This is a genomic window from Brevundimonas sp. KH_025 (assembly GCF_057839885.1).
Genome location: NZ_CM174501.1, coordinates 181,713 through 205,114, shown reverse-complemented (window position 1 = coordinate 205,114; position 23,402 = coordinate 181,713). Strand labels below are relative to the sequence as shown.

Here is a 23,402-nt window from a genome sequence, read left to right as displayed (position 1 = left end):
CCGGTCTCCGGCGCTCTTGTGGCGCAGGCCGCGACGGCGGGCAACCTTGACTCGTCTCGGCTTCGGGCGTCATTCCCGTAGAGCTTGAAACGAGTTCCGGGAGCCCCCTCCATGTCAACCCGTCGCCCCTTGCCTTCCCTCGCCCTCGTCGCCGCCCTCGCGGCCGGACTGGCGCTCAGCGCCTGCGCCACCATGCCGATGGGCGGCGGGACCGGCTCGACCGAGTTCAGCGCCGACGCCTTCGCCTGGTCGACCCGCGCGGGCCAGGCCTCGATCGAGGGCCGCGTCGCCTTCGCCCAGGACGGCAAGACCTTCCACTGCATCGGCAATGTCGGCCTGATCCCCGACACCGGCTACACCCGCGCCCGGATGCAGCGCCTCTATGGCTCGACCGAAAGCGCCGCCGTGCCCGCCGCCGTGGTGCGCGCCCGCTCGGCCGGGGAACAGGCCGCCGACTATCGCGCCTTCGAACGCGCCCAGCCCTGCGCCAACGACGCCTTCCGCTTTTCCGGCCTGCCCGACGGCAGCTGGTTCCTGATCTCGCCGGTCAAGGCGGGCGACGACATCGTGGTGCTGATGAAGCGGGTCCAGACGCGCGGCGGGCGCCAGGTCGCCGTCACCCTCGGAAGTTGAACGACGCCGGGAACCGGCGTTCGCCATCCTTTGGCCTTATCGGACCGCTCTCTGAACTGATCCATTCCTGGACAGTCGGGGAGCGCGTTCTTGTCCCAACACAATATTATCGGCTCCGAAGCCTTCAGCCAGCGGCCGTTCGTGATCATTCGCGGCGTCAAGACGGGCGGGTTCCGTCGCCGCCGTTCCGGCTCGGCCGTCGCCTACGCCGTCGTCGCCGTTCTGGCCCTGTCGGCGGGCGCAGCCGTCGCCGCCTTCGCTCTCGGCCCGTTGCTGGTTCAGGCTGATCCCGCCAGCGCCGCCACGCCCGCGGCTGTCACGCCGACGCCCGCCGTCACCGGCGTTTCGATGTCCGCCGCCTCGACCTAAGGCCCGACGAAACTCAGGGCCTCGGCGAACAGCTCGCCGCGACTGCGCACGCCCAGCTTCTGATAGGCGTGCTTCAGGTGCGTGCGCAGGGTTTCGATCGAGATGTCCAGCGCCTGGGCGATGCGGCCGGTCTCGACGCCGGCCAGCAGCATCTCGATGATCCGGCCTTCGGACGGCGTCAGCAGGTGGTTCTCGATGAGCGCCTGAAAGCGGATTTCGCTGCGGGCCCGCTGCAGCGTCAGACCGATCAGGGCGTCGGGCGGCCCGCAGACCTCGCGCGCCCAGGCCACCCAGTGGCGCCCGCCCTCGCCCGGCACCACCGCGCAGCCCGCCTCTTCCGGCCGGGCCGCCGCCACCAGACTGCTGATGATGGGCGAACGCGGCGCCAGCCGTCCGTCGCAGACCTCGAACGCCTCGCCGTCGTCGCGCAAGGCGCGCGCCGCCTCGTTCAGCCACAGGACGTCCAGATCTCGCGTCACGATCAGTCGGGCGCGTCGTTCGCCGTCGATCCAATTGGCCAAGGCCCGGCTGCACGCCACGCCCGGCTCATCCTCATCGTCCGCAATCATGTCTGATCGACGTCGATCGCGGGACACCCGACGATCCGCCGAAAACCAGAACGGTTCATGCGTCAGCCCACGAGAGCTTCCGGTCTCCACAGACCCCTGTCCCACACCGAGCCTCCCAGCTCTGGCCGTCCCCGTTCGACCCGGTTACCCCCTCGTTTCACACGAAGCCACAATCCTGAACCGAGGCAACATACCTCAAAATATTCATCACTACATCCCACAGATTGGTGATACGCCAAGACACGGAAGAAATCTATTATTACAGCCGGACCACAAGCATCGATTTGCTTTCTACTTACAGCACAAAGCAACAAGCGCAGAAACTGCGCCAATCATAAAGAATAATTGAATGAAACACTGATTACTAATAAAGTGTTAACAGCTTAAGGTTTTGAAAAAGGATGGTTTTCTAAAAAACGCCCACAACCGACCCTCCGCAAGACGATGCTGCAGTCCGCGCCCTGGAGGCATTAGGCGAGGCATTACTTCGATTTCGCCGACTGACTCGTCAGACCGCCGGACCAGCCTAGCCCCCGCCGCGACGCGGCCGGGGCGCGGCGCGGAATTCAGACCCTGGCGCGCCGATCGCCACCACCGCGTTTGCGGGATCGACGCGACAAAGGGCGGGCCGGACGGGAGCGCGCTCGCGTTTTCGTTCAAACATGGGCGCTTCGGCGCGACGGCCTCGACGCGGAACAGCACGCCCCCCAGCGTTCCGCACGACCGGAGTCATCGCCGAAGCGCCAGGCCTGCCCGCCAAACGACAAATCGCCGCCCTGGAGACCCAGGGCGGCGATTGCAGAGCGGTTAGCCTGTGGGGCCTGAGACCTAGGCGAGCGCCTTGGCCTGCCCGTCCGAAGCATCGCCTTCCGGAATGTCGTCCAGTTCGCCTTCCCACTTGGCGACCACGGCGGCGGCGACGGAGTTGCCGACCACGTTGGTGGCCGAGCGGCCCATGTCGAGCAGGTGATCGACGCCCAGGACGATGGCGATCCAGGCTTCCGGCAGACCGAAGTAGGTCAGGGTCGCCATGATGACCACCAGCGAGGCGCGCGGGATGCCGGCGATGCCCTTGGACGTCACCATCAGCAGCAGCAGCATGAAGATCTGCTGCGAGACGCTGAGATGCACGCCGTGCGCCTGCATGATGAACATGGTGGCGAAGGTGCAGTAGAGCATCGAGCCGTCGAGGTTGAACGAATAGCCCAGCGGCAGGACGAAGCTGACGATGCGGCGACGCACGCCGACGGTGGGCAGGGCGTCCAGGATGCGCGGATAGGCGGCTTCCGAGCTGGCGGTCGAGAAGGCCAGCAGGGCCGGGGTGCGGATCACCTTGAACAGCGGCAGGACGCGACGGCCCAGCACCAGGGCGGCTGCCACGAACAGCAACCCCCACAGCAGGGCCATCGAGCCGTAGAAGCCCAGCACGAACTTGGCGTAGACGGCCAGCATCTCCACCCCCTGGGTGGCGATGGTCGAGGCCAGCGCCGCGAAGATGGCCAGCGGCGCCAGCTTCATCACGAACTCGGTCACCTTCAGCATGATGGAGGCGGCCTGCTCGACCAGGTTCAGCACCGCCGGCGCCTTGTCGTCCAGGGCGGCGACCGCCGTGCCGACGAACAGGGAGAAGACCACGATCTGCAGGATCTCGTTCTTGGCCATGGCGTCGAAGATCGACGTCGGCACCAGGTGGGTGACGAAGCCGTGCAGCGAGAAGGAGTCGGTCGAGGCCGCCGGCGCAGTCGCCAGCGCCGCCTGCGGCAGGTGCATGCCCGCCCCCGGCTGCAGCAGTTGCACCATCACCAGGCCCAGCACCAGCGACACCACCGAGGCGCCGATGAACCAGGTCATGGTCTTGACGCCGATGCGGCCGACCGAGGCGGCGTCTTCCATGTGGGCGATGCCCGCCACCAGGGTGGTGAAGACCAACGGCGCGATGATCATCTTGATCAGGCGCAGGAAGACGTCGGTGATGAGCCCCAGATTCTTGGCCGCGGCCTCGGCCTGGTCGGCGCCGAGATATTGGTTGATGCCCCATCCGACCAGCACGCCCAGGATCATGGCGCCGATGATGAGGTAGGCGAATGTTCGCTTCATTTTTTACGTTCCAACTTCACTCGGCCCACCCCGTCGGAATGCCTCCCCCGACCGCACGAGCCCCATCCGTTCCATACGAAAGCGGGGCCGCAGACGTTCGAAATGTCCACTGCCCCGCCTCGTTCATCTCTTTGCTAAAGCCAATCGGCCTTCGCGCCTAGATCAGAATGACTTTCGAATCGTCGCACGGCGCCATCCGCCCGAGCCAACAGCGATACCTCAACAGAGGTTGTGCCAGACGGCATAGCCCTTCATTCAGTCGGCGGGGCGCGGTGGAGGAAAACGTCGCCCTGCAGGTCCCGATCGGTCGGGACGCAGTTTTCGCGGTCGCCCCTCGAGGCGGCCGGCCTTGAGGGGGAGTTTCGCCATGACGACCGCAGATCGCACCATCCGAGCAACCGCGCCCTGGGCCGCTGGCCTGGCGGCCCTGCTGCTGTCGGCGACCAGCGCCCTGGCCTACGAGGGCGTTCTGACCCCGCCGGCCGACGCCGCATCGACGAGCGCCGCCGCGACCGCCTCGCGCATCACCTCGCCGCGCGAGGCCTTCGGCTTCGACGTCGGCGCCGACTACCACCTGATCAACTACACCCAGTGGGAAGCCTATCTGAAGACCCTGGCCGGCCAGTCGGACCGGATGAAGCTGGTCGAGATCGGCAAGTCGTCCGAGGGCCGCACCCAGTACATCGCCATCGTCTCGACGCCCGAGAACCTGGCCAACCTCGATCGCTATAAGGAGATCGCGCGCCGTCTGGCCAAGGCCGAAGGCGTCAGCGAGGAAGAGGCCCGCGCCATGTCCGCCGAGGGCAAGGCCGTGGTCTGGATCGACGGCGGCCTGCACTCGACCGAGACGGTCCCGCCGCAAGCCCTGATCGCCGCCGTCCACGAATGGCTGACGGCCGAGGACCCCGAGGCCCTGCGTGTCCTGAACGACACCGTCATCCTGTTCGCGCCGCTGAACCCGGACGGGATGGAGCTGGTCTCCAACTGGTACATGCGCAACGCGGACCCGTTGAAGCGCGAGTTCGCCTCGATCCCTGTGCTTTATCAAAAGTACGTCGGCCACGATAACAACCGCGACTACTACCTGTCGGCCATGGCCGAGACGACCAACGTCAACCGGCAGTTCTTCCGCGAGTGGTTCCCGCAGATCATCTACAACCACCATCAGACGGCGCCCGCCGGGACGGTGGTCTTCATGCCGCCCTTCCGCGACCCGTTTAACTACAACTACGACCCGCTGGTCATGGGGACCCTGTCGGAAGTCGGCGCGGCCATGCACAGCCGCCTGATCGAAGAGGGCAAGCCCGGCTCGACCATGCGCAGCGGTGCCAGCTATTCGACCTGGAACAACGGGATGGAGCGCTCCATCACCTATTTCCACAATGCGGTCGGCCTGCTGACCGAGATCACCGGCCACCCGACCCCCAGCCAGATCAGCCTGATCCCGCAGAACCAGCTGGCCCGCAACGACCTGCCCATGCCGGTCGCGCCCCAGACCTGGCATTTCGCCCAGTCGATCGAGTACTCGCAGTCGATCAACCGCGCCGTGCTGAACTACGCCTCGCGCAACAAGGACCGGCTGCTGTTCAACATCTGGCGCATGGGCCAGAACGCCATCGACAAGGGCAATACCGACACCTGGCGCATCACGCCGACCGGCGTCGAAGCCCTGGTCGAGGCTGCGGGCGAAAACGCCAACGGTCGTCGCGGCGTCGATCCGGCCCTCTATGACAAGGTGCTGCATGATCCGGCCCGTCGCGATCCGCGCGGCTATGTCATCCCGGCGGACCAGGCCGACCTGCCCACCGCCGTCGCCTTCCTCAACAGCCTGATCAAGACGGGCGTGGACGTGGACCGCGCCACGCGCGCCTTCACCATCGGCGGCAAGACCTATCCCGCCGGCTCCTATGTGGTGAAGACGGCCCAGGCCTATCGCCCGCACGTGCTGGACATGTTCGAGCCGCAGGATCACCCGCACGACCTGCAGTATCCGGGCGGTCCGCCCGCCCTGCCCTATGACGCGACCGGTTACACCCTCGCGCTGCAGATGGGGGTCGAGTTCGACCGCATCCTCGACGGCTTCGAGGCCCCGACCGAGCGCGTCGCCGACGTCATGGCTCCGCCGCCCGGCAAGATCGAAGGCTCGGGCCGCGCCGGCTGGCTGATCGACCACGCGCCGGTCAACGGCTACATCCTGACCAACCGTCTGCTGGCGGCGGGCGTGGCCGTCTATTGGCAGGAAGGCGAGACCCGTGCGGGCCGCGCCACCCTGGCCCCCGGCGCCCTGTGGATCCCGGCCGACGCCAAGGCCCGCCCCATCGTCGAGGCCGCCGTGCGCGACCTGGGCCTGAACGCCCACGCCGCCGCCCGCGCTCCCGGCGGCGACAAGATCGCGCTGAAGCCGGTGCGCGTCGGCCTGGTCGACCGCTACGGCGGCTCGATGGCCTCGGGCTGGACCCGCTTCATGCTGGAGCAGTTCGAGTATCCGTTCGAGGTGGTCTATCCGCAGCGTCTGGACGCCGGCGACCTGGCCAGGGATTTCGATGTCCTGGTCTTCGCCTCGGACATGATCCCGACCAACCTCTCGGCCGCCGCCCAGGAGGCCGACGACCGCCAGCCCGCCCCCGAAGCCATCCCGGCCGAGTATCGCGGCTGGCTGGGCAATATCACCGCCGAGAAGACCGTGCCGCAGATCGATGCCTTCGTGCGCGGCGGCGGCAGCGTGGTGACCATCGGCTCAGCCCACCGCCTGGCGACGGCCCTAGGCGCCCAGGTCGAGGATGTTCTGCGCGCCGAAGACGGCAAGGCCCTGGCCTCGACCGACTTCTTCATCCCCGGCGCCATCCTGCGCACCGAGGTCGACAACCGTCAGCCCCTGGCCTTCGGCGCCCCCGCGCAAATGGACGTCTTCTTCAACCGCAACGCCGGCTTCCGCCACGCAGGCGAAGGCGCGCCCATCGCCCGCTATCCGGAACAGGTTTCGGTCTCCAGCGGCTGGGCCATCGGCCCGCAGAAGCTGTCGGGTTCGGACGCGGTTCTGGACCTGCCGCACGGCGACGGCCGGGTGATCGTGCTGGGCCCTGACGTGGTCAACCGCGCCCAGGCCCGCGCCTCCAGCCGTCTGCTGTTCAACGCCCTCTTCTACGGACCGGCGACGACGGCGAAGGCCGACCGATAAACATGGGCAAAGCGGCGGGCCATGCGCTCGCCGCCTCGGCCTGCTCAGTCAAACATTCGGAAGAACACCCGTGCCGAAAGCCGGCGGAGCGATGGAGCGGCCGGCGGGAATCGAACCCGCGACATTCAGCTTGGGAAGCTGACGTTCTACCTCTGAACTACGACCGCATCGCCCAACAAAATCAGCGCTTTGACGACCATTCACCGAAGCCTAGACGCTTCAGTTTACAGGTCGGTTTACACCAACGTTCGACTCCCGTTCCTTATCCGGTCGCCCGCTCCGGCTCAAGCCGTGCGATCGCCCTACGTGCGATTCCAGCCGGATCCACATAGCGACGGATTATCTCCTCCACACGCGCCCGCTCCCAGCCAATGAAGGTAGCTACCTCCTGAGGAGTAAATCCGCCTTGGATAAATCTAGTAGCAGCGGTGCCTCGAAGGTCATGCAGGGTAACGCTCACTTTCGCCAGCTTCGCAGCTCGAATGAACGCCTGGGTCAAAGAAGGACCTTTCCACGGCGTGCCGAGTTCAGTTGTCAAAACGAATGCGGATGGAACCCGCCCATCCGCGATTATGCGGGCATGCTCTTCACGCAACTCGTCAATGACCTTGCGACCGTCACCCAACAAAGGGGAGATGACGAACGTCTTCCCGCGACTCTTGTTTGTCGTCAGTTCGATATGATCTTCGCGAACATGATCCCATTGCAGCCCCACTAGGTCGCCACGTCGCAGACCAAGCGCAGCCGCTAACCGAATGGCGAGCTGGGCGCGCGGCGTCGCATGAGCAAGGATCCTCGCCAGTTGGTCATCCGTCACAACGATCTCCGCGCGATTGACCTTGTAGATGGCGTCGATCCCTTTTGCGGGATTCACATCGATCAGTTCACGCTTCACCCCCAACTCCAAGACACGGCGCAGCACTTGGATTGCATAGTCAGCAGAACGGGGCGACGCGCTGAAGGAGTCTCGCCACTTGATGAAAGTCGCGCGAACTCCGCGCACCTTCAATAGTCGAAGCGGCATATCGCCAAAGTCCGCATCAATCTTATCCAGCCAGCGCGACCATTGCGCTCTAGTTGACGTCGATAGTGATTTCAGCCCTTCCGGCACCTCCTTGAACAATCGCACAAGGTCTCTGACCGTCTCGCCACCTGTTCGAACTACTTTTTGCGACGCATAGGCTTGGATCAGTTCCGAAGCGCCATCCAGTTCGGCTCGCTCCGCCTCGCGCTTCGAAGCGCCCGCGAACCGTTTCAGCAGGGGGCCTCCTCGGAAGGCATAGATGTAAATGCCAAATCGTCCACCAGCGAGTTGCTTGGTTACACGATGCGCATTGGGAAGGATTACTCGTTTACCAGCCATGACGCACCTTCCACGCCTGAAGCTCGGCGTCTACGTCTTCGATTTCGGCAATGTTGTCGTTGCTGTTTTCAGATATTGACGAGAGGCTATCCAGCCACAGATCAATAGCTTTCTTGTCCCATCGGGGCGCCCCTCGGACACCTCCCTCAATAATAGTTAGTGGGCGAACCGGAATGCGTTTCAGCGCATCAACAGATTTATAGCCGAGATATCTTGCCGCGTCTGAAGCCGATAGAAGACGCGGGATCACCGACGCAGCAGCGGAACGACCGTTGACACGGTCGGATTGGTTGGAACTTGATTGCAAGGAAGCAGTATCTCACGGAGCGCTTGGCTCGTGGGTTTTTAGCGCTCGCTGATGCGAGTTGATCCCCTAGAGCCAAGCTCCAGTTCGATGCTCAGACGCTATCCTGAGATGCGAACCGTATCGCAGATTTAGTCTTCCATTTCAATGCGTCACAGTCGTTTTTACACGACTGTCGCCGCCTCCCGCACGTCCACGAATACCCGCAAGTAGGTTCAATCCAGTCTCTTGGACCGCTCACGCTCGATAGCCTCGTCCAACGACTTAACGCGCTGCCCTTGCTTTGCCTTTTCCTTCTCCAGCGCGCGATGCTGATATCGCGCCACGGCGCAAATAAGTGCGAACAGAGCGAGGAAGCCCCCGATCCACCAAGCAGCTTCCGGAACCCAGGCCAGCCTACGCTTCAGCTCGAGGAGCAGCACGGCAGCAACAGCCAGCGCGCCGACCTGGATAGCGCAGCCTCGGATCTTCGCCGCTCCTACCAGGAGAATGGCGATGATGACTATGAGCAGGAAGACGACCACCTAAGGCCACACCATCCGGTCGATCCGGCTCTGGACATAGGCGCAGTCGCCACCACTCGACGCCTGGCTCTTCGCACCAAGCTCCATGACTTTTCCAAAATAGATCAGAACGGCACCCTTGCCTTCCGATCCGTTGGGGAACTTGCGGTCCGTCCAAGCAGCTACGCGGGAGGTTTCGCTGGATGTATCGATGCCGCACGCTACGGCAGCGCCCAAAGCCAGGCCGTAATCGCGAAACCGTTTCCACTCCTCCCCCGTCAGTCGCAGGGCAACGCTCCTAGGAGCGCCCTTGGGCGCTGCTGCGACGCTTTCCGCTTCCCCTACCGCAGGGTCGACGAAAACGGGCTCCTGGGGCTCCGGGGCGGACACAGGGGCTACCTTTGGCGGCGCTTCTGGAGGGGATAAAGCCTCCTCGTCACGCCCGCCGCACCCGACGAGCCCCGCTGAAACCAAAACCACGATCCCCCAACGCCACACGACGCGCACCCCTAACTTTCTGGTTCCAAAATGGAACCAAGCACCACCGCCCTTAGCGCACAGCTTCCTGAGGTGGAAGGCGCGCCGGATGCGGAAGTGGGTGTCATCGCCTGAATATCGGGCCGTCGTGGCGCAACTCGTTGCGGCCCGACATGCAAGCGGCCTGACCCAACGCGAGGTCGAGGCCCGCCTGGGCAAAGCCCATCATGGGTGGCTGGCAAAGATTGAAGCCAACGAGCGCCAGGCCAACGTCATCGACATGATCGCAATCCTGCGCGCGGTCGGAGCCGACGAGCGTGCCTTTTTCGACCGACTGCTTACGCAGCTTCCGGATCAGCTCGAGGTCTGATCAAGGGCGCGATAGCTTGCGCCTGCGTCCGTTGGACCTGATTGCTGCAGCATAGCGAGGTCTGCGCGCCTCAACTCGCTTGTGAACTCCTTCCGCGTGCCGTTTCGCGACCTCGTCTGACCTGTAGTGCCTCCACAACGCGGCAATGACAAAGGGGATCAAACTCCAAAGAGGGGTCAGCAGCACGAAGTAAACAATCAGAATATCTTGCAGGGTCGGCTTAGACATATGCGCCTCAGTGATTTTCGCGCAGCATGACCGGGCATCGAATAGTGGACAAACGCTGACTATTGCCTACAGGGATACGGCACGCGCCACCCGGGTCAGCACACTCGGGGTAAATACAGGATCCGCGTTCTTCACCGCGTTCCGGACCACGCGGATAAGCTCGGCTTCGTTTTCCGTCACTAGTCGGCGCTCTACCAGCTCGATGAGATCCGCCGGGATATTCGGCTCCCGCAAGCGCAACTGCTTCAGCCACAGGACGAACATCGCCACGAGGTCCACATTCAGCAGGATTGCGAGTTTCGGGAGGCGCGCCAGCGACACTGCGGCACGCCCCGTCCGCCACATACTGATCATCCCCGGCGCATCGAACCCGAAGTAGGCGGCAGCCTCGTCGTTTGTCAGACCCGTTTTGTGCCAGTTGGCGTCCAGATAGGCGGACAGAGGCGTTGCAATCGCGCTGCGTGAAGGCTTCCGGGGGCGACCCGCTTTGTTGCTCATCGGTGGTCCTGCTCGGTGGTTGATACACAACCTTACCGCACGCAACCAACGGGAATGTCGGCGTTTTCACTGCTGACAGGAGGCTTCCATCTGCGGCCCCAAGAACGTCTTGGGAGTAAGGGCAGCAGTTGTCGGCAACCGCTCACACCCATCCTAGAGGGAAGGCAGCGACTATTTCCTTCCCCACCCCTGAAAGCTTACCCCCGCCCGAAACGGACAGCCAACCAGACCTAGCGATTGCTACTCCGCAGGATCGCCCCAGCTACCATGCGTTCAGCGCGTCAATCGGGAACAGCAACAGTCGAGATGCGATCGAAATCACCCCCGCATGCTCGCTGACGCCAAAACATGACGCCAGTTAATGTCATGAAATGCACGACACCTCGGTCGATGAAGCCTTACAGGTAAGGGAAGATAAGAAACCCCAGTCGGCACAGAGCGGACCAGGGTCTCGAAGTGGACTTGGTTTTCTAGGACTTCGCGTTCCTACGAATCGCTCATGTTCGACACCAGCAACCGGGGGCGCTGACGTTCGATCAGGTCAACCGTTTGGGCGTTGCAGAGGCTCGGGGCATCGAGGCTGAACCACGTGCGATCCCGATCAAGGGCGAGATGGATCAACCCCCAAACGCCGTCCTTCACAAATCGCCGCTCCAACTCATCCTGAAGCCCGGCGCGCGTCCAAGGCACCACGTCGGGATCAGCCAGTCTTTGGCGCGTATTGTCACTGATCAGCGCATCGAGCGCTCTCGCTGCAAGGGCGCGCGCGCGGACAGCTTCATCCAGAGCAGCGCGTCGCGGGTAGATCTGATCGAACCTCCAATCAGACCGGAACTCCACATGGCGGCCCTCCCAGACGAGGTTCCAGTGCATACGGTGAAATACATATTTGATCGCCTTACGTGCCGCGTCAGCAGACACGACCTGATCCAGCCCCACGAAGGCCCGGAAACGCTCTCGTTCTAGAGAGTCGGAGAGGCTTGCGACATGCGCCCAGGCATCGCGCTCCCATTTCACTATCGACTGATCGAAATGCCTCAGAAGCTGAGAACGGACGAGGCAGCAGACACGCCACCGCAAACCATCAAGGAAATCCGACGAGGCCACGTCGTCTGGCACCTGAAGGCTCAGCTTACGGATACGCGTCTTGTTCAGCTCGCGGCGCACCAGCTCGACGAGACGGTTGGCAATCCAGGCACGAGCGACATCCGAGGATTTCCACGAGTCGCCGCCGGATAAGGCCAGCGCGAACGCGTCGTCATGTTCCACATCGAACTTCAGAGGTGCCCTTCCGGTTAGCACGATCCGCCAGTCGGTCTGTTCAGTGAGATATTCAAAGGCGCTCCACGTCGTGTGTGCGCTGATAGAGTCGGGCAGAGTTACGCCCGGCAGTGGGGTCATCATTGAGTTCATTCTCACTAGATGATTTGGGTCGTCCCGCAGCGACCTGGCTACGGTTGAGGAAGCGACTCCGGACCCTGCGGCTTTCAACAGCTGGGTCACTGTCCCTCGGACCTATCTGCGTCTTCAGGGAGGATCGTCACCCTTCCCTTCAGGCATGACTGGAACTGGCCTTGGGAACGTCTTCCCAAACCAGATCGAGCCGCATGAGCCGGAGATCGCGTAATGCGCGGCGTGCAGATTGATGCTTGTCCCGTTTTGACGGGCGCGGTCGCCCCGTCGAAGGCGATGGGCGCTTTTTATGCACCGTTATGGAAAATCCACTACCGAGTGCCCCCACCGGCCACCAGCCTTCGCACGCGAAGCGGTTCGATCATCGGGAGGAGTTCAGATCCGACTTTGAATCGCCGGACTGCGCTTAGTTTTCTATGTGAGAATGTTGGCCGAGAGCCGTGTCAGGCAAGAAAATCGCGAGTTGAGGAGAACTCGACATCGTCGTTGATTGCCTGCTTGTTAGCGTAGCGAATATATTTCGGCGCCGTTGCTAGTGCTGCAAAATGGAAGGTCGGCTTTGCATTTGGAAATACGATTAGTGGCCTGGTAGTCCGAGAAGGCTCCAGCGGAGACAGAGGCGCATCGCCATCCGGACCGATACACTCCCAAAGGAGCTTACGGAACGCGACTTCCTCGCCTGGGCGCAGGCAGACGCCGCCATGCCAATGCGGAAAGAGTTCGCCGGCTCGATTCCTGGCCTCATAGAATCCCGCAGCGAACAGCACGTCGGGATGGTCGGCGCTTAAGCCCAGCATCTGGCGCTTTGGAACGCCACGCAGCTGATGGGTAACTTCCCGGACGAACCGCTTCATCACCTTGTTCATCTCGATAGGGTCAAACTTTTTAGGATGGACCCCCAGAGCGATCGTCAGTTCGTAGTTGATGCCGTTGTCGCGCCAGAGATCCGCGTAGGCTTCAGCAAGCCTCTGCGAAATGCCGCGCGAATAACCGACGCCAATGCGGCGCGGCGCGTGAGTGCTCATAACAATGTAGGGGAAGGAGGTTTGGTCTAGACCTGCCGAAGCAGGGTGAGGTGCATTTCTGCTTTGAAAAGCATAGCAAATCTGAACCTTAAAATCCAGATCATTCTTCGCCTAAAGTGCGGTAGACACTTGCTCGCCCGATCCCCAGCTGCCTTGCTATTGCCGTCGCCCCCACCCCACTGGCGCTGAGCCGCCGGACCTCTGCGGGATCGATACTCTTGGGGCGCCCGCGATAGCGCCCCTGCACCTTGGCCTTCTCGATACCCTCGCGTTGACGCTCTTTGCGGATCGCCGTTTCGAACTCGGCAAAGCTCCCGAGCAACTGCAACATGAGCCGGCCCTCCGGCTTGGTGGTATCGACCCCGCCCTGCTGAAGGCAACGAAAGCCAACCTGCTTAGCCCCGAGCTGGTCGATGATCTTGCTCAGGTCGGAGATGGAGCGCGCCAAGCGGTCAAGCCGCGTGACCACAAGGACATCACCCTTCCGAACGAAGCGGAGCGCCAGCTCAAGCTGCTCACGCCCGGAGGTCGAAGTTCCAGTGCGCTTCTCACTGAATATCTCTACGCAGCCCGCCTCCTGAAGCTGCTCCTCCTGGATCTCAAGCGACTGCCCGGCGCTCGACACCCGACAATACCCAACCAACGCCACACCGCTTCTCCGTCTCAGAAGGTCTAGACCACCAAGAGTCTAGCGTCCCAAAACTGGCAATCAACCCAAATGAGACGGCTATCTCGACCTGATGAGACGCCTCGCCGGGGTATACTTGTCAGAGACGCTACCGAAACGCTGCGAGTAATCGGTGCATCAGATGCCAGCAGCACGAAGCTGAAGCAGGAGATCCTCTGGCGTGACAGCATGAAGGATATGCTGCTGCATCGCATCCCGCAGCGCCCGGCGCCGTTTGCGATGAGCCTTGTCCCACGCGGATTTCGACATTGCGGTGTCAAACGTCCCAACAATATCGGCGTGCGAGAGGTTGCCTGGAGCGTCGGTGTCATACACCCTGAAGTAACGTTCCGGGGTACCTACGGCGCGCAACACCCGAGCCGATACCACAACAGCTCCGACCAGCCCCTCTGCATCCTCAGCCGCCAAGAGCGTTGCCACAGTCGACAAAATCTCGTCGTCTGTCGCTCCTGATCGGATGAGGCTGAGACCGCCAGCGTAGCAGTTGGTGAGCTTACCGGTCAGTATCTCTTGGATCGTCAGGTCGTAATCGCCAGGCGAAGTAAGTACCCTGGCGACCAACTCATCGTCCGCGACCGCTGCACGCTCTGGCATCGAAAGTGAGAAAACTTCGCACTCCCCCTTTGGGAAGGCGACGTCAATCGTCCGAGCAGCCTGCAAGCCGCCCGGTTCAATCCATGCAAGTCGACAGGCTTCAGCAGTCAAGCAGCGACAGCGAGGTCGCGCTTGGGCAACGCATCGCGCAACGTGCTCGGGAGATGATTTCCGTCGAAGATCACGTCTATGTCTCCCTGATCTTCGAGACCGCCAAACCAAGCGAAGTTAAAGGTCGTGGGTGAAGTCATAACGACCTCCCCCTCCTCCTCGCCTTGCGATAGCAGCAACAGCGGACGCCCCTCTGCATCAAGAGATGCTCGCATCCGAAGCCCCTCGGGCGACAAAAAACCAACCAGGGTAATCGCAGCCTCTACAACCGCAGCATCAGGTGCAGGGGCACCTTCACCGTCCCAGTTGTCTCCGTACTTTGACATGGCCCTCAAGCGTTTCATCGCCGACAACATGTCAGAGGGACGAGCCACGCTAGCCGGAGCCTCGCGGACACTCAGGGCCGACGCCGCGAACGTTGGCGACGAAGCCCCCTCGATGGGCAACCCCGTTCCGCTTTGGTGGTGGCGCTTCGCGTGTTCGATCACGACCTGGCGCAGTTGCTCTCGAGTGAGCAACTTGGTGCTGTCCCACGGCGATGCATAAGCTGCCGCCGTCGGTGCCGTTTGCGCGAGGAGAGCGAGAATGTCGAACATGGCTACGCCAAAGAGATGGCTTGCGCCGCAGCTGGCGTCAACACCTGTGCGAGCAAACCTTTCAGTCTCTGGTGTTGCTCATCCGCGTGATTGACGATGAAGGCCCAATCCACCTGCTCCGGATCGAGCGGTGCTGACTCGGCCTGGCCGAACTGATCAACTACCTGCGTAACGATCTTTATCATGTGCGGTTTGCCGGATGGATCTCCGGGCAGAACATCGATGTTCACCTGAATGAGTCGCCGCGTCGCCGGGTCAGGGTACTCGAAGAATCCCGAATAGGTGTGCCAGAGCACCGACGACCGATGGCTACCACCAGCGACAAACGGGCTATCTGCACTGATGACCTCGGAAACATCAGGTTCTTCAGACCCAGAAAACTCGAACACATCGACGTAGCCGGACGTGATCGTCGCGAGCGAAGACACTCCCGCGAACTGCTCGACGCCCGAACTCATTAGCAGCGCCGCTCGTTCACGGAACGGAGCCCACCTGCTGTAGAGAAACTGCTCGTACTTGAAGCCATCGCGAGCAAGGGTGAACTGCTCAGCGATACCGCCGCTCTCTTCGCGTCGTCCGTAAACATAGCCTTGTTCAGCTTGCTCGACGATCGCGCCTGGAGGCAGCACAAATGGAAACGGGAACGGGCCAGCGTTCAGGGGTTGTCGTTCCATGAAGCCAGCGGGGTGCGCCTGCTTCGACACAGCAGCATCAGCACGTCGGAACAGGACATCGCCCGCCGGCTGCCCGAACTGCACACCCAGTTGCGCTGATTGAATGGCATGCGTGTCCCTAACGGGACGCCAGTGCGCCAGTGCTGCCATTGCCCCTCTCGTCATCCGCTGCGCTGCCCTATCGGCGTAACCCAGCGCAGTCAAGGTACCGTACCACCATAGGCATTCGAACCTCATTATGGGGCGTTAATGAAATACCGATTGCCTGTCACCAAGGCATCGCCCCGCCAATGAAACCGAGAGGACTCTCACGGTTTACAGTGCGCCTGATCCCGTGCGTGCTCGCTGGGCAAAAACCGAAGCGGTTTACATCCAACAGATTGTTTTTACAGAGGTTAAGTCAGCTTGGGAAGCTGACGTTCTACCTCTGAACTACGGCCGCGCTGGGGGCGGACCATAGAGGGCGGGGCTGAAAAGAAAAGGCCCGGCGCGGGGCCGGGCCTGAGGAAATTCGATCGAACCAGAGCCTCAGTCGGCGACCTGTTCGACATGGACGCCGCGCTGTTCGAGCTGGGCCTGAAGGCTGTCGGGGCCGGCCAGATGGCCCGCCCCGACCGAGATGAAGGCCGTGCCCGATCCGGCCAGCAGGGACTGGATCTGATCGGCCCAGGCCTGGTTCCGGCGGGTCAGCATGACGGCGTACATCTCGGCCGATTCATCACGCATCTCCTGGCCGATCAGGGCGTCCAGTTCATCGACGTCGCCGGTGGACCAGGCCGTCACCATCCGTCCGAGGAAGGCGTCGGCCTGATCGAATTCCTTGAGGCCGGAGCGCAGCATGGCCAGTTGGGCGGCCTCCGACATGTCGGCGACGAAGCCGATCTGCTGGGGCGCGGTCTCGAAGCCCCTGATCGGCTTGCCGGTGGCGGCGGCGCGGGCGTGAAGGATCTGGTCGCCGCCGTTGGCCGCGACGTAGCCGGCCTTCTGGATAGAGGCCAAGGCCAGTTGCAGGCTGGCCAGCCAGGGCCGCAGCGGGTTGAGTTGCGCCGCGCTGGCGCCGACGGTGCGCGCAGCGGCGTCGAGAGCGGCCATTTCGTCCGGCGTCAGCAGGCTGGACAGAGGCCGGTCGGGCGAAACCCCCTTGGCCTGGATCAGCGGCATGACGCCGGACTGGTCGTTCAGGTCGGCGATCTCGAACCAGTATTCATCGGCGCTGGCGAAGGCCTTGTCCATGCGCGCCGTGCCCCAGGGCGTGTCCGGCTTCAGCACATGGACCGTGCCGAACAGATAGAGGGTGGAATCCGCGTCGCGCACCACCCACAAGCCTGGGCCGGAGCCCTTGGGGGCGGCCGTCACGGCGACCGGCTTGGCGGCGGCGGGCGTCTGGGCCAAGGCGGACGGCGCCAGCCACAAGGCCGACGCGGCGACGCCCGCAGCGAGCATGGCGATCGATCGGGTCCAGATAGGGGCGAAGGTCATGGCGAGCTCCTTGTCAGGACGGCGGGACGAGAATCAGGCGGCCGCGAGGGCCGACCTCAGCCCTCGTCGTCGGAGAAGATGGATTCGATCGGCAGTTGGAACAGGCGCGCGATCTTGAAAGCCAGCGGCAAGGAGGGGTCGTAGCGGCCCGTCTCCAGCGCATTGACCGTCTGGCGCGAGACGCCGAGTTCGGTCGCCAGGTGGGCCTGGCTCCAGTCGCGCTCGGCACGCAGGACCTTGAGGCGGTTGTTCATGCCCCGCCCCTCAACGCCGCGCCAACCACCACCAGCCCCAGGCGATGGCGTAGCCGATGATCATCAGGGTCAACATGCCAAAGGCGCCGGTGGCGGCATAGGCTGCGGGATCGGCCCGTTCAATGAACCAAGTGGGAATGCTCACCTGCGCCGCCTGCGGCAAGGCGGCCAACATGACCAGGACGCCGCCGACAGCCATGCCGCTGGAGCCGCCCCAGTACCAGGCCCATTTATGCGCCTCGCGCGCCGCCTCGTCGATCGAGCGCATCCACAGGAAGCCGAACCACAGGGCCGCGACCATGGCGGCGACGGCGATGGCGACGATGATCCAGAAGGTGGCGGTGTTCACCGTCAAGTCCGCCCCGGACGACGACAGATACGCAATCGCCACGCCGGCGATCAATCCGGTGGCCAGCAGCCCCCCGCCCACGACGGCGGATGTCTTCATCAGTTTGCGTTTGGCGCTCATTTCGGTCCCCTGCCGATTGACAAGGAAGTTTTACAACTACGCCCCACCGCGTCAAGCGTCATTGTCACCGTAGTGAAGCGGTCACTCCGCCGCCGGAGCGTTCAGCAGTTCGGGGCGGCTGAGGGTGCGCGGCGACTGCTCGACGGCGGGCAGTTCGGGCAGGTCCTTGCCCTCGTGGTCGACCTGCAGGTCCTCGAAGCGGCGGGCCGAGACCATGACCTGGCTCTCCAGCGAGCCGACGAACTGGTTGTACTTGCCCACCGCCGTCTCCAGCGCCCGGCCGACCGAGGCGGCGTGGCCGCCCATGACCGACAGGCGTTTGTAGAGCTCCTTGCCCAGCTTGGCGACGTCCTCGGCGTTGCGCGCCTGCTCCTCGGCGCGCCAGCCGTAAGCCACCGCCTTGCACAGGGCGAACAGGGTGGTCGGCGTAACGATGACGACGCGCGAGGCCATGGCCTGGGTCATCAGGTCCGGCTCATGATCCAGGGCGGCGGCGAGGAAGGCGTCGCCGGGCACGAACATGGCGACGAAGTCGGGGCTGGGCTTGAACTGGTCCTGATAGGCCTTGGACGACAGCTGGCGGACGTGGGTCTTCATGCTGGCGGCGGTGCGGGCCGACATGGCCTTGCCCTGGGCCTCCTCGTCGCCGTCGGCCTCGTCGGCGAAGGCCAGCGACACCTTGGCGTCGATGACGAACATGCCGCCGCCGGGCAATTTGACGATAAAGTCCGGGCGCTGCTGTCGGCCCTCGTCATTGGCCGAGGAGTTCTGCTCCTCGAAGTCGAAGCGGCCCGCCATGCCGGCGGCCTCCAGCACATTGCGACAGGTCTGCTCGCCCCAGCGGCCGCGACGGCCGGTGTTGCCCTTCAGCGCTTCGGTCAGACGGCGCGCCTCGTCGCGGGTGGCGGTCGAGGCGGTCATCAGGGCGGCCAGTTGCTCCTTCAGCCCACCGGTGTCCTCGGCGCGGGTCTTCTCCAGGGCGGCGACGTGTTCCTGGAACTTGGCCAGGGTCTCGGAGACGGGCTTGAGCTGGGCCTCCATCCGCTCGCGGGCGAAGCGGTCCTGGGCCTGGAAGGTCTCGGTGGCGCGAGCCACCAGCTTGGTCGCCACGGCCTCGGCCGACTGCGAGGCCTGAGCCTTGAGAAACTCCGCCATGGAATCGCGGCTCTCCTCCATCAGTTCCAGCCGGGCGTCGGCGGCGTCGAGCGCGCCCTTGGTCTTCTGCCAGCCCATGAAGGCCCAGAAGAAGCCGGCGACAGCGGCCACGGCGACGACCAGCAGAATGAGTTCGAGCGTGTTCATGCTCCGTTCCTAGCCGGAGTCGCAGGCCGTTGAAAGCTGAGCCGCGTCGGCTTCGGACGTGGGGGGGTCAGGCGGGGCGTCGCGCCCGCAGGGCCTGGATGATGGTGCCGTCGTCCAACCAGTCCAGTTCGCCGCCGACGGGGACGCCGCGCGCCAGAGAGGTGACTTCCACCCCAGCCGCCGACAGGCGTTCGGCCAGGTAGTGGGCCGTCGTCTGGCCGTCGACGGTGGCGGGCAGGGCCAGGACGACCTCCCTCGCCTCGCCGCCTTTCGCCCGGCCGATCAGCTCGGCGATGCGCAGTTGTTCAGGGCCGACGCCGTCCAGGGCGGACAGCAGGCCCCCCAGCACATGATACTTGCCGCGAAAGGCGCCCGACCGCTCCATGGCCCACAGGGCGCCGGCCTCCTCGACCACGCAGATCAGGGCGTTGTCGCGGCTGTCGTCGGAACAGATGGAGCAGGGATCGCGGGTGTCGGGCGCGGCGCAGACCGAGCAGTTGACGACCTTCTCCGCCGTCTCGGCCAAGGACGCCGCCAGCGGCACCAGCAGTTGCTCGCGGCGCTTCAACAGGGCCAGGGCCGCACGCCGGGCCGAACGCGGCCCCATGCCCGGCAGCTTGGCCAGCAGGCTGATGAGCCGTTCGATTTCCGGCCCGGCGGAGGCGGCCATCAGAAGAGTTTCGGCATTCCCGGGATGTTCATCCCGGCCATGGGGCCGGCGGCCTCGCGCATCAAGGCGTTGTTGACCTCGTCCAGCTTGCGCTTGGCGTCGGCGTGGGCGGCGACGATCAGGTCGGCCAGGATCTCGCCTTCGCCGGGGGCCATCAGGCTGTCGTCGATCTTCACCGAGGTGATCTCGCCGGGGCCTTTCAGGGCGATGGAGACAAGGCCGCCGCCCGAGGTGCCCTCGGCGGTGGTTTCGGCCATCTTGGCCTGGGCGTCCTGCAGCTTTTGCTGCATGGCCTGGGCCTGTTGCATCAGGGCGTTGAGGTCTTTCATCCCCCCTAGATAGGGCGATCCGCCGCGCGGCTCCAGACCCTCCTGCAGAACATGGATCTGCATCAGCAACAGATTTTGTAGCGAATCCTCTTGACGGTGGCGCGCGTCGAGCCATATTAGCCACAACTGAAGTTGCTAATCCTGTTCAGGAGCTTTCCCGATGGCCTTCGACGCCCTTTCCGCCCGCGACGTTCCGGTTTCCGACACCGTTCTGGCCCAGCTGTTCACCGAGGCGCGCACACGCAACGGCTGGAGCGACCGGCCGGTGTCCGACGACCTGATCCGCCAGCTCTATGACCTGACCAAGTTCGGCCCGACGGCGGTCAACGCCACGCCCGCTCGCTTCGTCTTCATCACCTCGCCCGAGGCCAAGGCCCGTCTGTCCGTGCACATGAGCGAGGGCAACCGCGCCAAGACCCTGGCCGCGCCGGTCAACCTGATCATCGCCCAGGACATCGACTTCCACGACCATCTGCCGAAACTGTTCCCGCACGCCCCGGGCGCCCGTGACTGGTTCCTGGACGAAGCCGGTCGTCGTGAAGCCGCCTTCCGCAACGCCTCGCTGCAGGGCGGCTATCTGACCATCGCGGCGCGGGCCCTGGGTCTGGACGTGGGTCCGATGTCGGGCTTTGACGCGGCAGGCGTGAAGGCCGAGTTCTTCCCCGACAGCAACGTCGAGCCGAACTTCATCATGAACCTGGGCTACGGCACGGACGAGAACCTGTTCCCGCGCTCGCCCCGCCTCGACTTCGAGGAAGCCGCGCAGATTCTGTAAGCCAGAGACCGTCATCCCGGACGGCGCGCATCTTGCGGTCCCGGATAGCCCTGCGGGCTTCCGGGATGACGATCAGTCCTCTTCGCCGGCCTCGTCGTCTTCCGGGATGGCGGGCATTTCGACCGCCGGGGCCAGGGTCTTGATCTCCTTGATCTCGGCGCCGGGGAAGGCCTGCATGATGGAGACGATGAAGGGGTCCGCCTCGACCGCCGCACGGCGGGCGGAGCGGGCCTTTTTCTCGACCTCGATCAGGGTCTCGCCGCCGCCCTGACCATTGGCGGCGATCAGCCAGGTGCGGCCGGTCCATTCCTTGAGCCGCGAGGCCAGGCGCCGCGCCAGATCGACGGGCGAACCCGCCGCCGGTTCATAGACGATGGCCCCGGGCTTGAACGACACCGGCTTCACATAGCGCTCGACGTCCATCTGCAGCGTGATTTCACGCTTGTCGCCGATCAAGGCGACCACGGCCTCGAAGGTCTGGGGATCGGGAAGGGCCGGCTGGGCCATGGGCCGCGCCGCCAGCATGGCCGAGGCGCCGCCGCCTCCACCGCCGCCGCCGCGCGGACCGCCGGAGCCGCCCGGCAGGGTGCCGCCCGACTGGATGGCCTTCAGCGCCTCTTCCGGTCCCGGCAGGTCGGCGGCGTAGGCCAGGCGGACGATGGCCATTTCCACGGCGTCGGCCGGGTTCGGCGCGCGCCGCACCTCGTCCAGCGCCTTGAGCAGCATCTGCCAGGTGCGCGACAGGGTGCCAGCGGAAATCGCCGCGCCCAGAGCCGTCAGCTTCTGCGCCTGATCATTGGGCAGACGGGTGGCGTTCGGGCCCAGCATCTTGGCGACCGAGGCCGCGTGGCAATGCTCCAGCAGGTCGGTGGTCACCTGCACCGGATCAGCGCCATAGCCGTAGAGGGTGCGGAAATTCTCCAGCGCCTCGGCCGTGCGTCCGGCCATGATCGATTCGAACAGGGCTATGGTCTGGGTGCGGTCGGCCAGACCCAGCATGTCGCGCACGGTCGCCGTCTGCACCGTCTCGCCGTGCTCGGCCTGAACCAGGGCCTGATCCAGCAAGGACAGGCCGTCGCGCACCGAGCCCTCGGCGGCGCGCGAGATCAGGGCCAGGGCCTCCTGCTCGATCTTCATGCCTTCGCGGTCGGCGATACGCGACAGGTGCCCGACCAGTACCTCCGGCTCGACGCGGCGCAGGTCGAAGCGCTGGCAGCGCGACAGGATCGTCACCGGCACCTTGCGGATCTCGGTGGTGGCGAAGATGAATTTGGCGTGGGGCGGCGGTTCCTCCAGCGTCTTCAGCAGGGCGTTGAACGCCTGCGTCGACAGCATGTGGACCTCGTCGAGGACATAGACCTTGTAGCGGGCCTCGACCGGCGCGTAGCGGACGCTTTCCAGAATGTCGCGGATGTCGTTGACGCCGGTGTGCGAGGCCGCGTCCATCTCCATGACGTCCATGTGCTGGCCGGCCATGATGGAGGCGTCGTGGCGGCCGTGCGCCGTCAGGCTCAGCGACGGCTTGTCGATGACGTCAGTTTCGTTGTTCAGCGCGCGGGCCAGCAGGCGGGCGGTCGTCGTCTTGCCGACGCCCCGCACCCCGGTCAGCATGAAGGCGTGGGCGATGCGGCCGGTGGCGAAGGCGTTGGTCAGGGTCCTGACCATGGCCTCCTGACCGATCAGGTCCTCGAAGGTGCGCGGCCGGTATTTGCGCGCCAGAACCTTGTAGGCGCCGTCGTCGGCGGGCTCGTCCTCGACGGGCGCAGCTTTCGCAGGCGCAGGCGTCGCTGCAGGAGCCGGCGCCGCTACAGGCTCGGGCGCAGCGGCGGGCGCGCCGAACATGTCGTCGGTGTTCTCGTCCCGCTCGGGAACGTCCTCCTCCCAGGGAGGGCCATCAAGACTCGGATCGACGTCGCTCATGATCCTGTCTTAGCGCGAGAGGGCGCGGTCGCGCACCCCCTCGCGAGAGACGGGGCTCAGAGATCGGTGGGCAGACGGCCGCCGTTGTCCTTGATCTTCTGAATCACCTGGGCGTGCAGCCAGATGTTCATCGAGGCGCTGTCGGACTTGTCGCCGGCATAGCCCAGTTCGTCGGCCAGTTCCTTGCGCTCGGACAGGGAGGATTCCAGCCCGACCAGCTTCATCAGGTCGACGATGGAGGTCCGCCAGTTCAGCTTCTGCGCCTTCTGGTCGTTCATGAAGTCGAGGATGCCGGCGACATCGACCTCGGGCGCCTCGGCCACGGCTGCGGCCGCGGGGGCCGGGGTGAACTGCGTCTGGGCCGTCGGCGCGACCGTGGGCGCGGGGCCCGACGTCGGCGTGACGACCTCAGGCTTCTTCTTCTTGAAGATGCCGCCGAGGATAGACCCGAGAATGCTCATCCGCTCGCTCCTGAAAGGGTGAAGCCTTTCAGCGAACGAACCGCGTTCCGGTT

The 23,402-nt window shown here is 64.2% G+C and carries 25 protein-coding genes and 1 tRNA gene; 5 read left to right on the top strand and 21 right to left on the bottom strand.

Annotated features, from left to right (window positions below):
* Positions 1-111 precede the first annotated feature (111 nt).
* On the top strand, positions 112-633 hold the full coding sequence (locus AC3IS2_RS01030; protein ID WP_489198819.1) for a hypothetical protein: 522 nt from the start codon (positions 112-114) through the stop codon (positions 631-633).
* 90 nt (positions 634-723) lie between these two features.
* Positions 724-1,002, top strand: a complete 279-nt coding sequence (locus AC3IS2_RS01025; protein WP_489198818.1) for a hypothetical protein — start codon at positions 724-726, stop codon at positions 1,000-1,002.
* Here AC3IS2_RS01025 and AC3IS2_RS01020 read toward each other — a convergent pair.
* Together AC3IS2_RS01020 and AC3IS2_RS01015 are read right to left on the bottom strand one after the other, a co-directional pair.
* Positions 999-1,571, bottom strand: a complete 573-nt coding sequence (locus AC3IS2_RS01020) for a helix-turn-helix transcriptional regulator (protein WP_489198817.1) — start codon at positions 1,569-1,571, stop codon at positions 999-1,001. The genes AC3IS2_RS01025 and AC3IS2_RS01020 overlap by 4 nt on opposite strands.
* An 828-nt stretch (positions 1,572-2,399) precedes the next feature.
* Positions 2,400-3,668, bottom strand: coding sequence for a dicarboxylate/amino acid:cation symporter (locus AC3IS2_RS01015; protein ID WP_489198816.1), 1,269 nt, complete (start codon positions 3,666-3,668; stop codon positions 2,400-2,402).
* Positions 3,669-4,035: 367 nt separating this feature from the next.
* Here AC3IS2_RS01015 and AC3IS2_RS01010 point away from each other — a divergent pair, with 367 nt between their 5' ends.
* Positions 4,036-6,846, top strand: coding sequence for a M14 family metallopeptidase (locus AC3IS2_RS01010; RefSeq protein WP_489198815.1), 2,811 nt, complete (start codon positions 4,036-4,038; stop codon positions 6,844-6,846).
* A 92-nt stretch (positions 6,847-6,938) separates the two neighbouring features.
* Here AC3IS2_RS01010 and AC3IS2_RS01005 read toward each other — a convergent pair.
* The 4 genes from AC3IS2_RS01005 to AC3IS2_RS00990 all read right to left on the bottom strand — a co-directional run bounded on the left by AC3IS2_RS01005 (position 6,939) and on the right by AC3IS2_RS00990 (position 9,037).
* A tRNA-Gly gene (locus AC3IS2_RS01005) sits at positions 6,939-7,013 on the bottom strand.
* A 95-nt stretch (positions 7,014-7,108) separates the two neighbouring features.
* On the bottom strand, positions 7,109-8,209 hold the full coding sequence (locus AC3IS2_RS01000) for a tyrosine-type recombinase/integrase (RefSeq protein ID WP_489198814.1): 1,101 nt from the start codon (positions 8,207-8,209) through the stop codon (positions 7,109-7,111).
* Positions 8,199-8,516 carry a hypothetical protein gene (locus AC3IS2_RS00995; RefSeq protein WP_489198813.1) on the bottom strand — a complete coding sequence of 106 codons (318 nt, stop codon included), beginning with the start codon at positions 8,514-8,516 and terminating at the stop codon, positions 8,199-8,201. Before AC3IS2_RS00995 ends, AC3IS2_RS01000 begins: the two co-directional genes overlap by 11 nt.
* A gap of 212 nt (positions 8,517-8,728) precedes the next feature.
* Complete coding sequence (locus tag AC3IS2_RS00990) at positions 8,729-9,037, bottom strand: hypothetical protein (RefSeq protein WP_489198812.1); 309 nt, start codon at positions 9,035-9,037, stop codon at positions 8,729-8,731.
* A gap of 565 nt (positions 9,038-9,602) precedes the next feature.
* Between AC3IS2_RS00990 and AC3IS2_RS00985 the strand changes: the two genes are divergently transcribed.
* On the top strand, positions 9,603-9,863 hold the full coding sequence (locus AC3IS2_RS00985; RefSeq protein WP_489198811.1) for a hypothetical protein: 261 nt from the start codon (positions 9,603-9,605) through the stop codon (positions 9,861-9,863).
* A gap of 294 nt (positions 9,864-10,157) precedes the next feature.
* On the opposite strand, the gene AC3IS2_RS00980 is transcribed toward AC3IS2_RS00985, so the two are convergent.
* From AC3IS2_RS00980 to AC3IS2_RS00920, 13 genes are all read right to left on the bottom strand, one after another.
* Positions 10,158-10,589 carry a hypothetical protein gene (locus AC3IS2_RS00980; RefSeq protein WP_489198810.1) on the bottom strand — a complete coding sequence of 144 codons (432 nt, stop codon included), beginning with the start codon at positions 10,587-10,589 and terminating at the stop codon, positions 10,158-10,160.
* Between the two features lie 486 nt (positions 10,590-11,075).
* Positions 11,076-11,993 carry a hypothetical protein gene (locus AC3IS2_RS00975; RefSeq protein ID WP_489198809.1) on the bottom strand — a complete coding sequence of 306 codons (918 nt, stop codon included), beginning with the start codon at positions 11,991-11,993 and terminating at the stop codon, positions 11,076-11,078.
* 452 nt (positions 11,994-12,445) lie between these two features.
* Positions 12,446-13,027: a hypothetical protein gene (locus AC3IS2_RS00970; RefSeq protein WP_489198808.1), complete on the bottom strand. Its 582-nt coding sequence runs from the start codon at positions 13,025-13,027 to the stop codon at positions 12,446-12,448.
* Between the two features lie 100 nt (positions 13,028-13,127).
* Positions 13,128-13,676, bottom strand: coding sequence for a recombinase family protein (locus tag AC3IS2_RS00965; protein WP_489198807.1), 549 nt, complete (start codon positions 13,674-13,676; stop codon positions 13,128-13,130).
* 156 nt (positions 13,677-13,832) lie between these two features.
* The gene (locus AC3IS2_RS00960; protein WP_489198806.1) at positions 13,833-14,420 is read right to left on the bottom strand and encodes a hypothetical protein; all 588 of its coding nucleotides are present in this window, start codon (positions 14,418-14,420) and stop codon (positions 13,833-13,835) included.
* On the bottom strand, positions 14,417-15,016 hold the full coding sequence (locus AC3IS2_RS00955; protein WP_489198805.1) for a hypothetical protein: 600 nt from the start codon (positions 15,014-15,016) through the stop codon (positions 14,417-14,419). The genes AC3IS2_RS00960 and AC3IS2_RS00955 overlap by 4 nt, the downstream gene beginning before the upstream one ends.
* Before the next feature lie 2 nt (positions 15,017-15,018).
* Complete coding sequence (locus AC3IS2_RS00950) at positions 15,019-15,840, bottom strand: hypothetical protein (RefSeq protein ID WP_489198804.1); 822 nt, start codon at positions 15,838-15,840, stop codon at positions 15,019-15,021.
* A 378-nt stretch (positions 15,841-16,218) separates the two neighbouring features.
* Positions 16,219-17,169 carry a TraB/GumN family protein gene (locus AC3IS2_RS00945; RefSeq protein WP_489198803.1) on the bottom strand — a complete coding sequence of 317 codons (951 nt, stop codon included), beginning with the start codon at positions 17,167-17,169 and terminating at the stop codon, positions 16,219-16,221.
* A 56-nt stretch (positions 17,170-17,225) separates the two neighbouring features.
* A complete protein-coding gene (locus tag AC3IS2_RS00940) occupies positions 17,226-17,423 on the bottom strand; it encodes a helix-turn-helix transcriptional regulator (protein ID WP_489198802.1) in 198 nt (65 codons plus the stop codon).
* 10 nt (positions 17,424-17,433) lie between these two features.
* On the bottom strand, positions 17,434-17,892 hold the full coding sequence (locus tag AC3IS2_RS00935; protein ID WP_489198801.1) for a hypothetical protein: 459 nt from the start codon (positions 17,890-17,892) through the stop codon (positions 17,434-17,436).
* Between the two features lie 81 nt (positions 17,893-17,973).
* Positions 17,974-19,194, bottom strand: a complete 1,221-nt coding sequence (locus tag AC3IS2_RS00930) for a DNA recombination protein RmuC (protein ID WP_489198800.1) — start codon at positions 19,192-19,194, stop codon at positions 17,974-17,976.
* Positions 19,195-19,261: 67 nt separating this feature from the next.
* Complete coding sequence (gene recR / locus AC3IS2_RS00925; RefSeq protein WP_489198799.1) at positions 19,262-19,864, bottom strand: recombination mediator RecR; 603 nt, start codon at positions 19,862-19,864, stop codon at positions 19,262-19,264.
* Complete coding sequence (locus AC3IS2_RS00920) at positions 19,864-20,193, bottom strand: YbaB/EbfC family nucleoid-associated protein (RefSeq protein ID WP_436356774.1); 330 nt, start codon at positions 20,191-20,193, stop codon at positions 19,864-19,866. Before AC3IS2_RS00920 ends, recR begins: the two co-directional genes overlap by 1 nt.
* A gap of 160 nt (positions 20,194-20,353) precedes the next feature.
* Between AC3IS2_RS00920 and AC3IS2_RS00915 the strand changes: the two genes are divergently transcribed.
* A complete protein-coding gene (locus tag AC3IS2_RS00915; protein WP_489198798.1) occupies positions 20,354-20,968 on the top strand; it encodes a malonic semialdehyde reductase in 615 nt (204 codons plus the stop codon).
* Between the two features lie 72 nt (positions 20,969-21,040).
* Here AC3IS2_RS00915 and AC3IS2_RS00910 read toward each other — a convergent pair whose 3' ends face one another.
* Together AC3IS2_RS00910 and AC3IS2_RS00905 are read right to left on the bottom strand one after the other, a co-directional pair.
* A complete protein-coding gene (locus AC3IS2_RS00910; RefSeq protein WP_489198797.1) occupies positions 21,041-22,888 on the bottom strand; it encodes a DNA polymerase III subunit gamma/tau in 1,848 nt (615 codons plus the stop codon).
* A gap of 56 nt (positions 22,889-22,944) precedes the next feature.
* Entirely contained in the window at positions 22,945-23,349 is a 405-nt protein-coding gene (locus tag AC3IS2_RS00905) for a DUF3597 domain-containing protein (protein WP_489198796.1), read from the bottom strand.
* Positions 23,350-23,402: the final 53 nt, after the last annotated feature.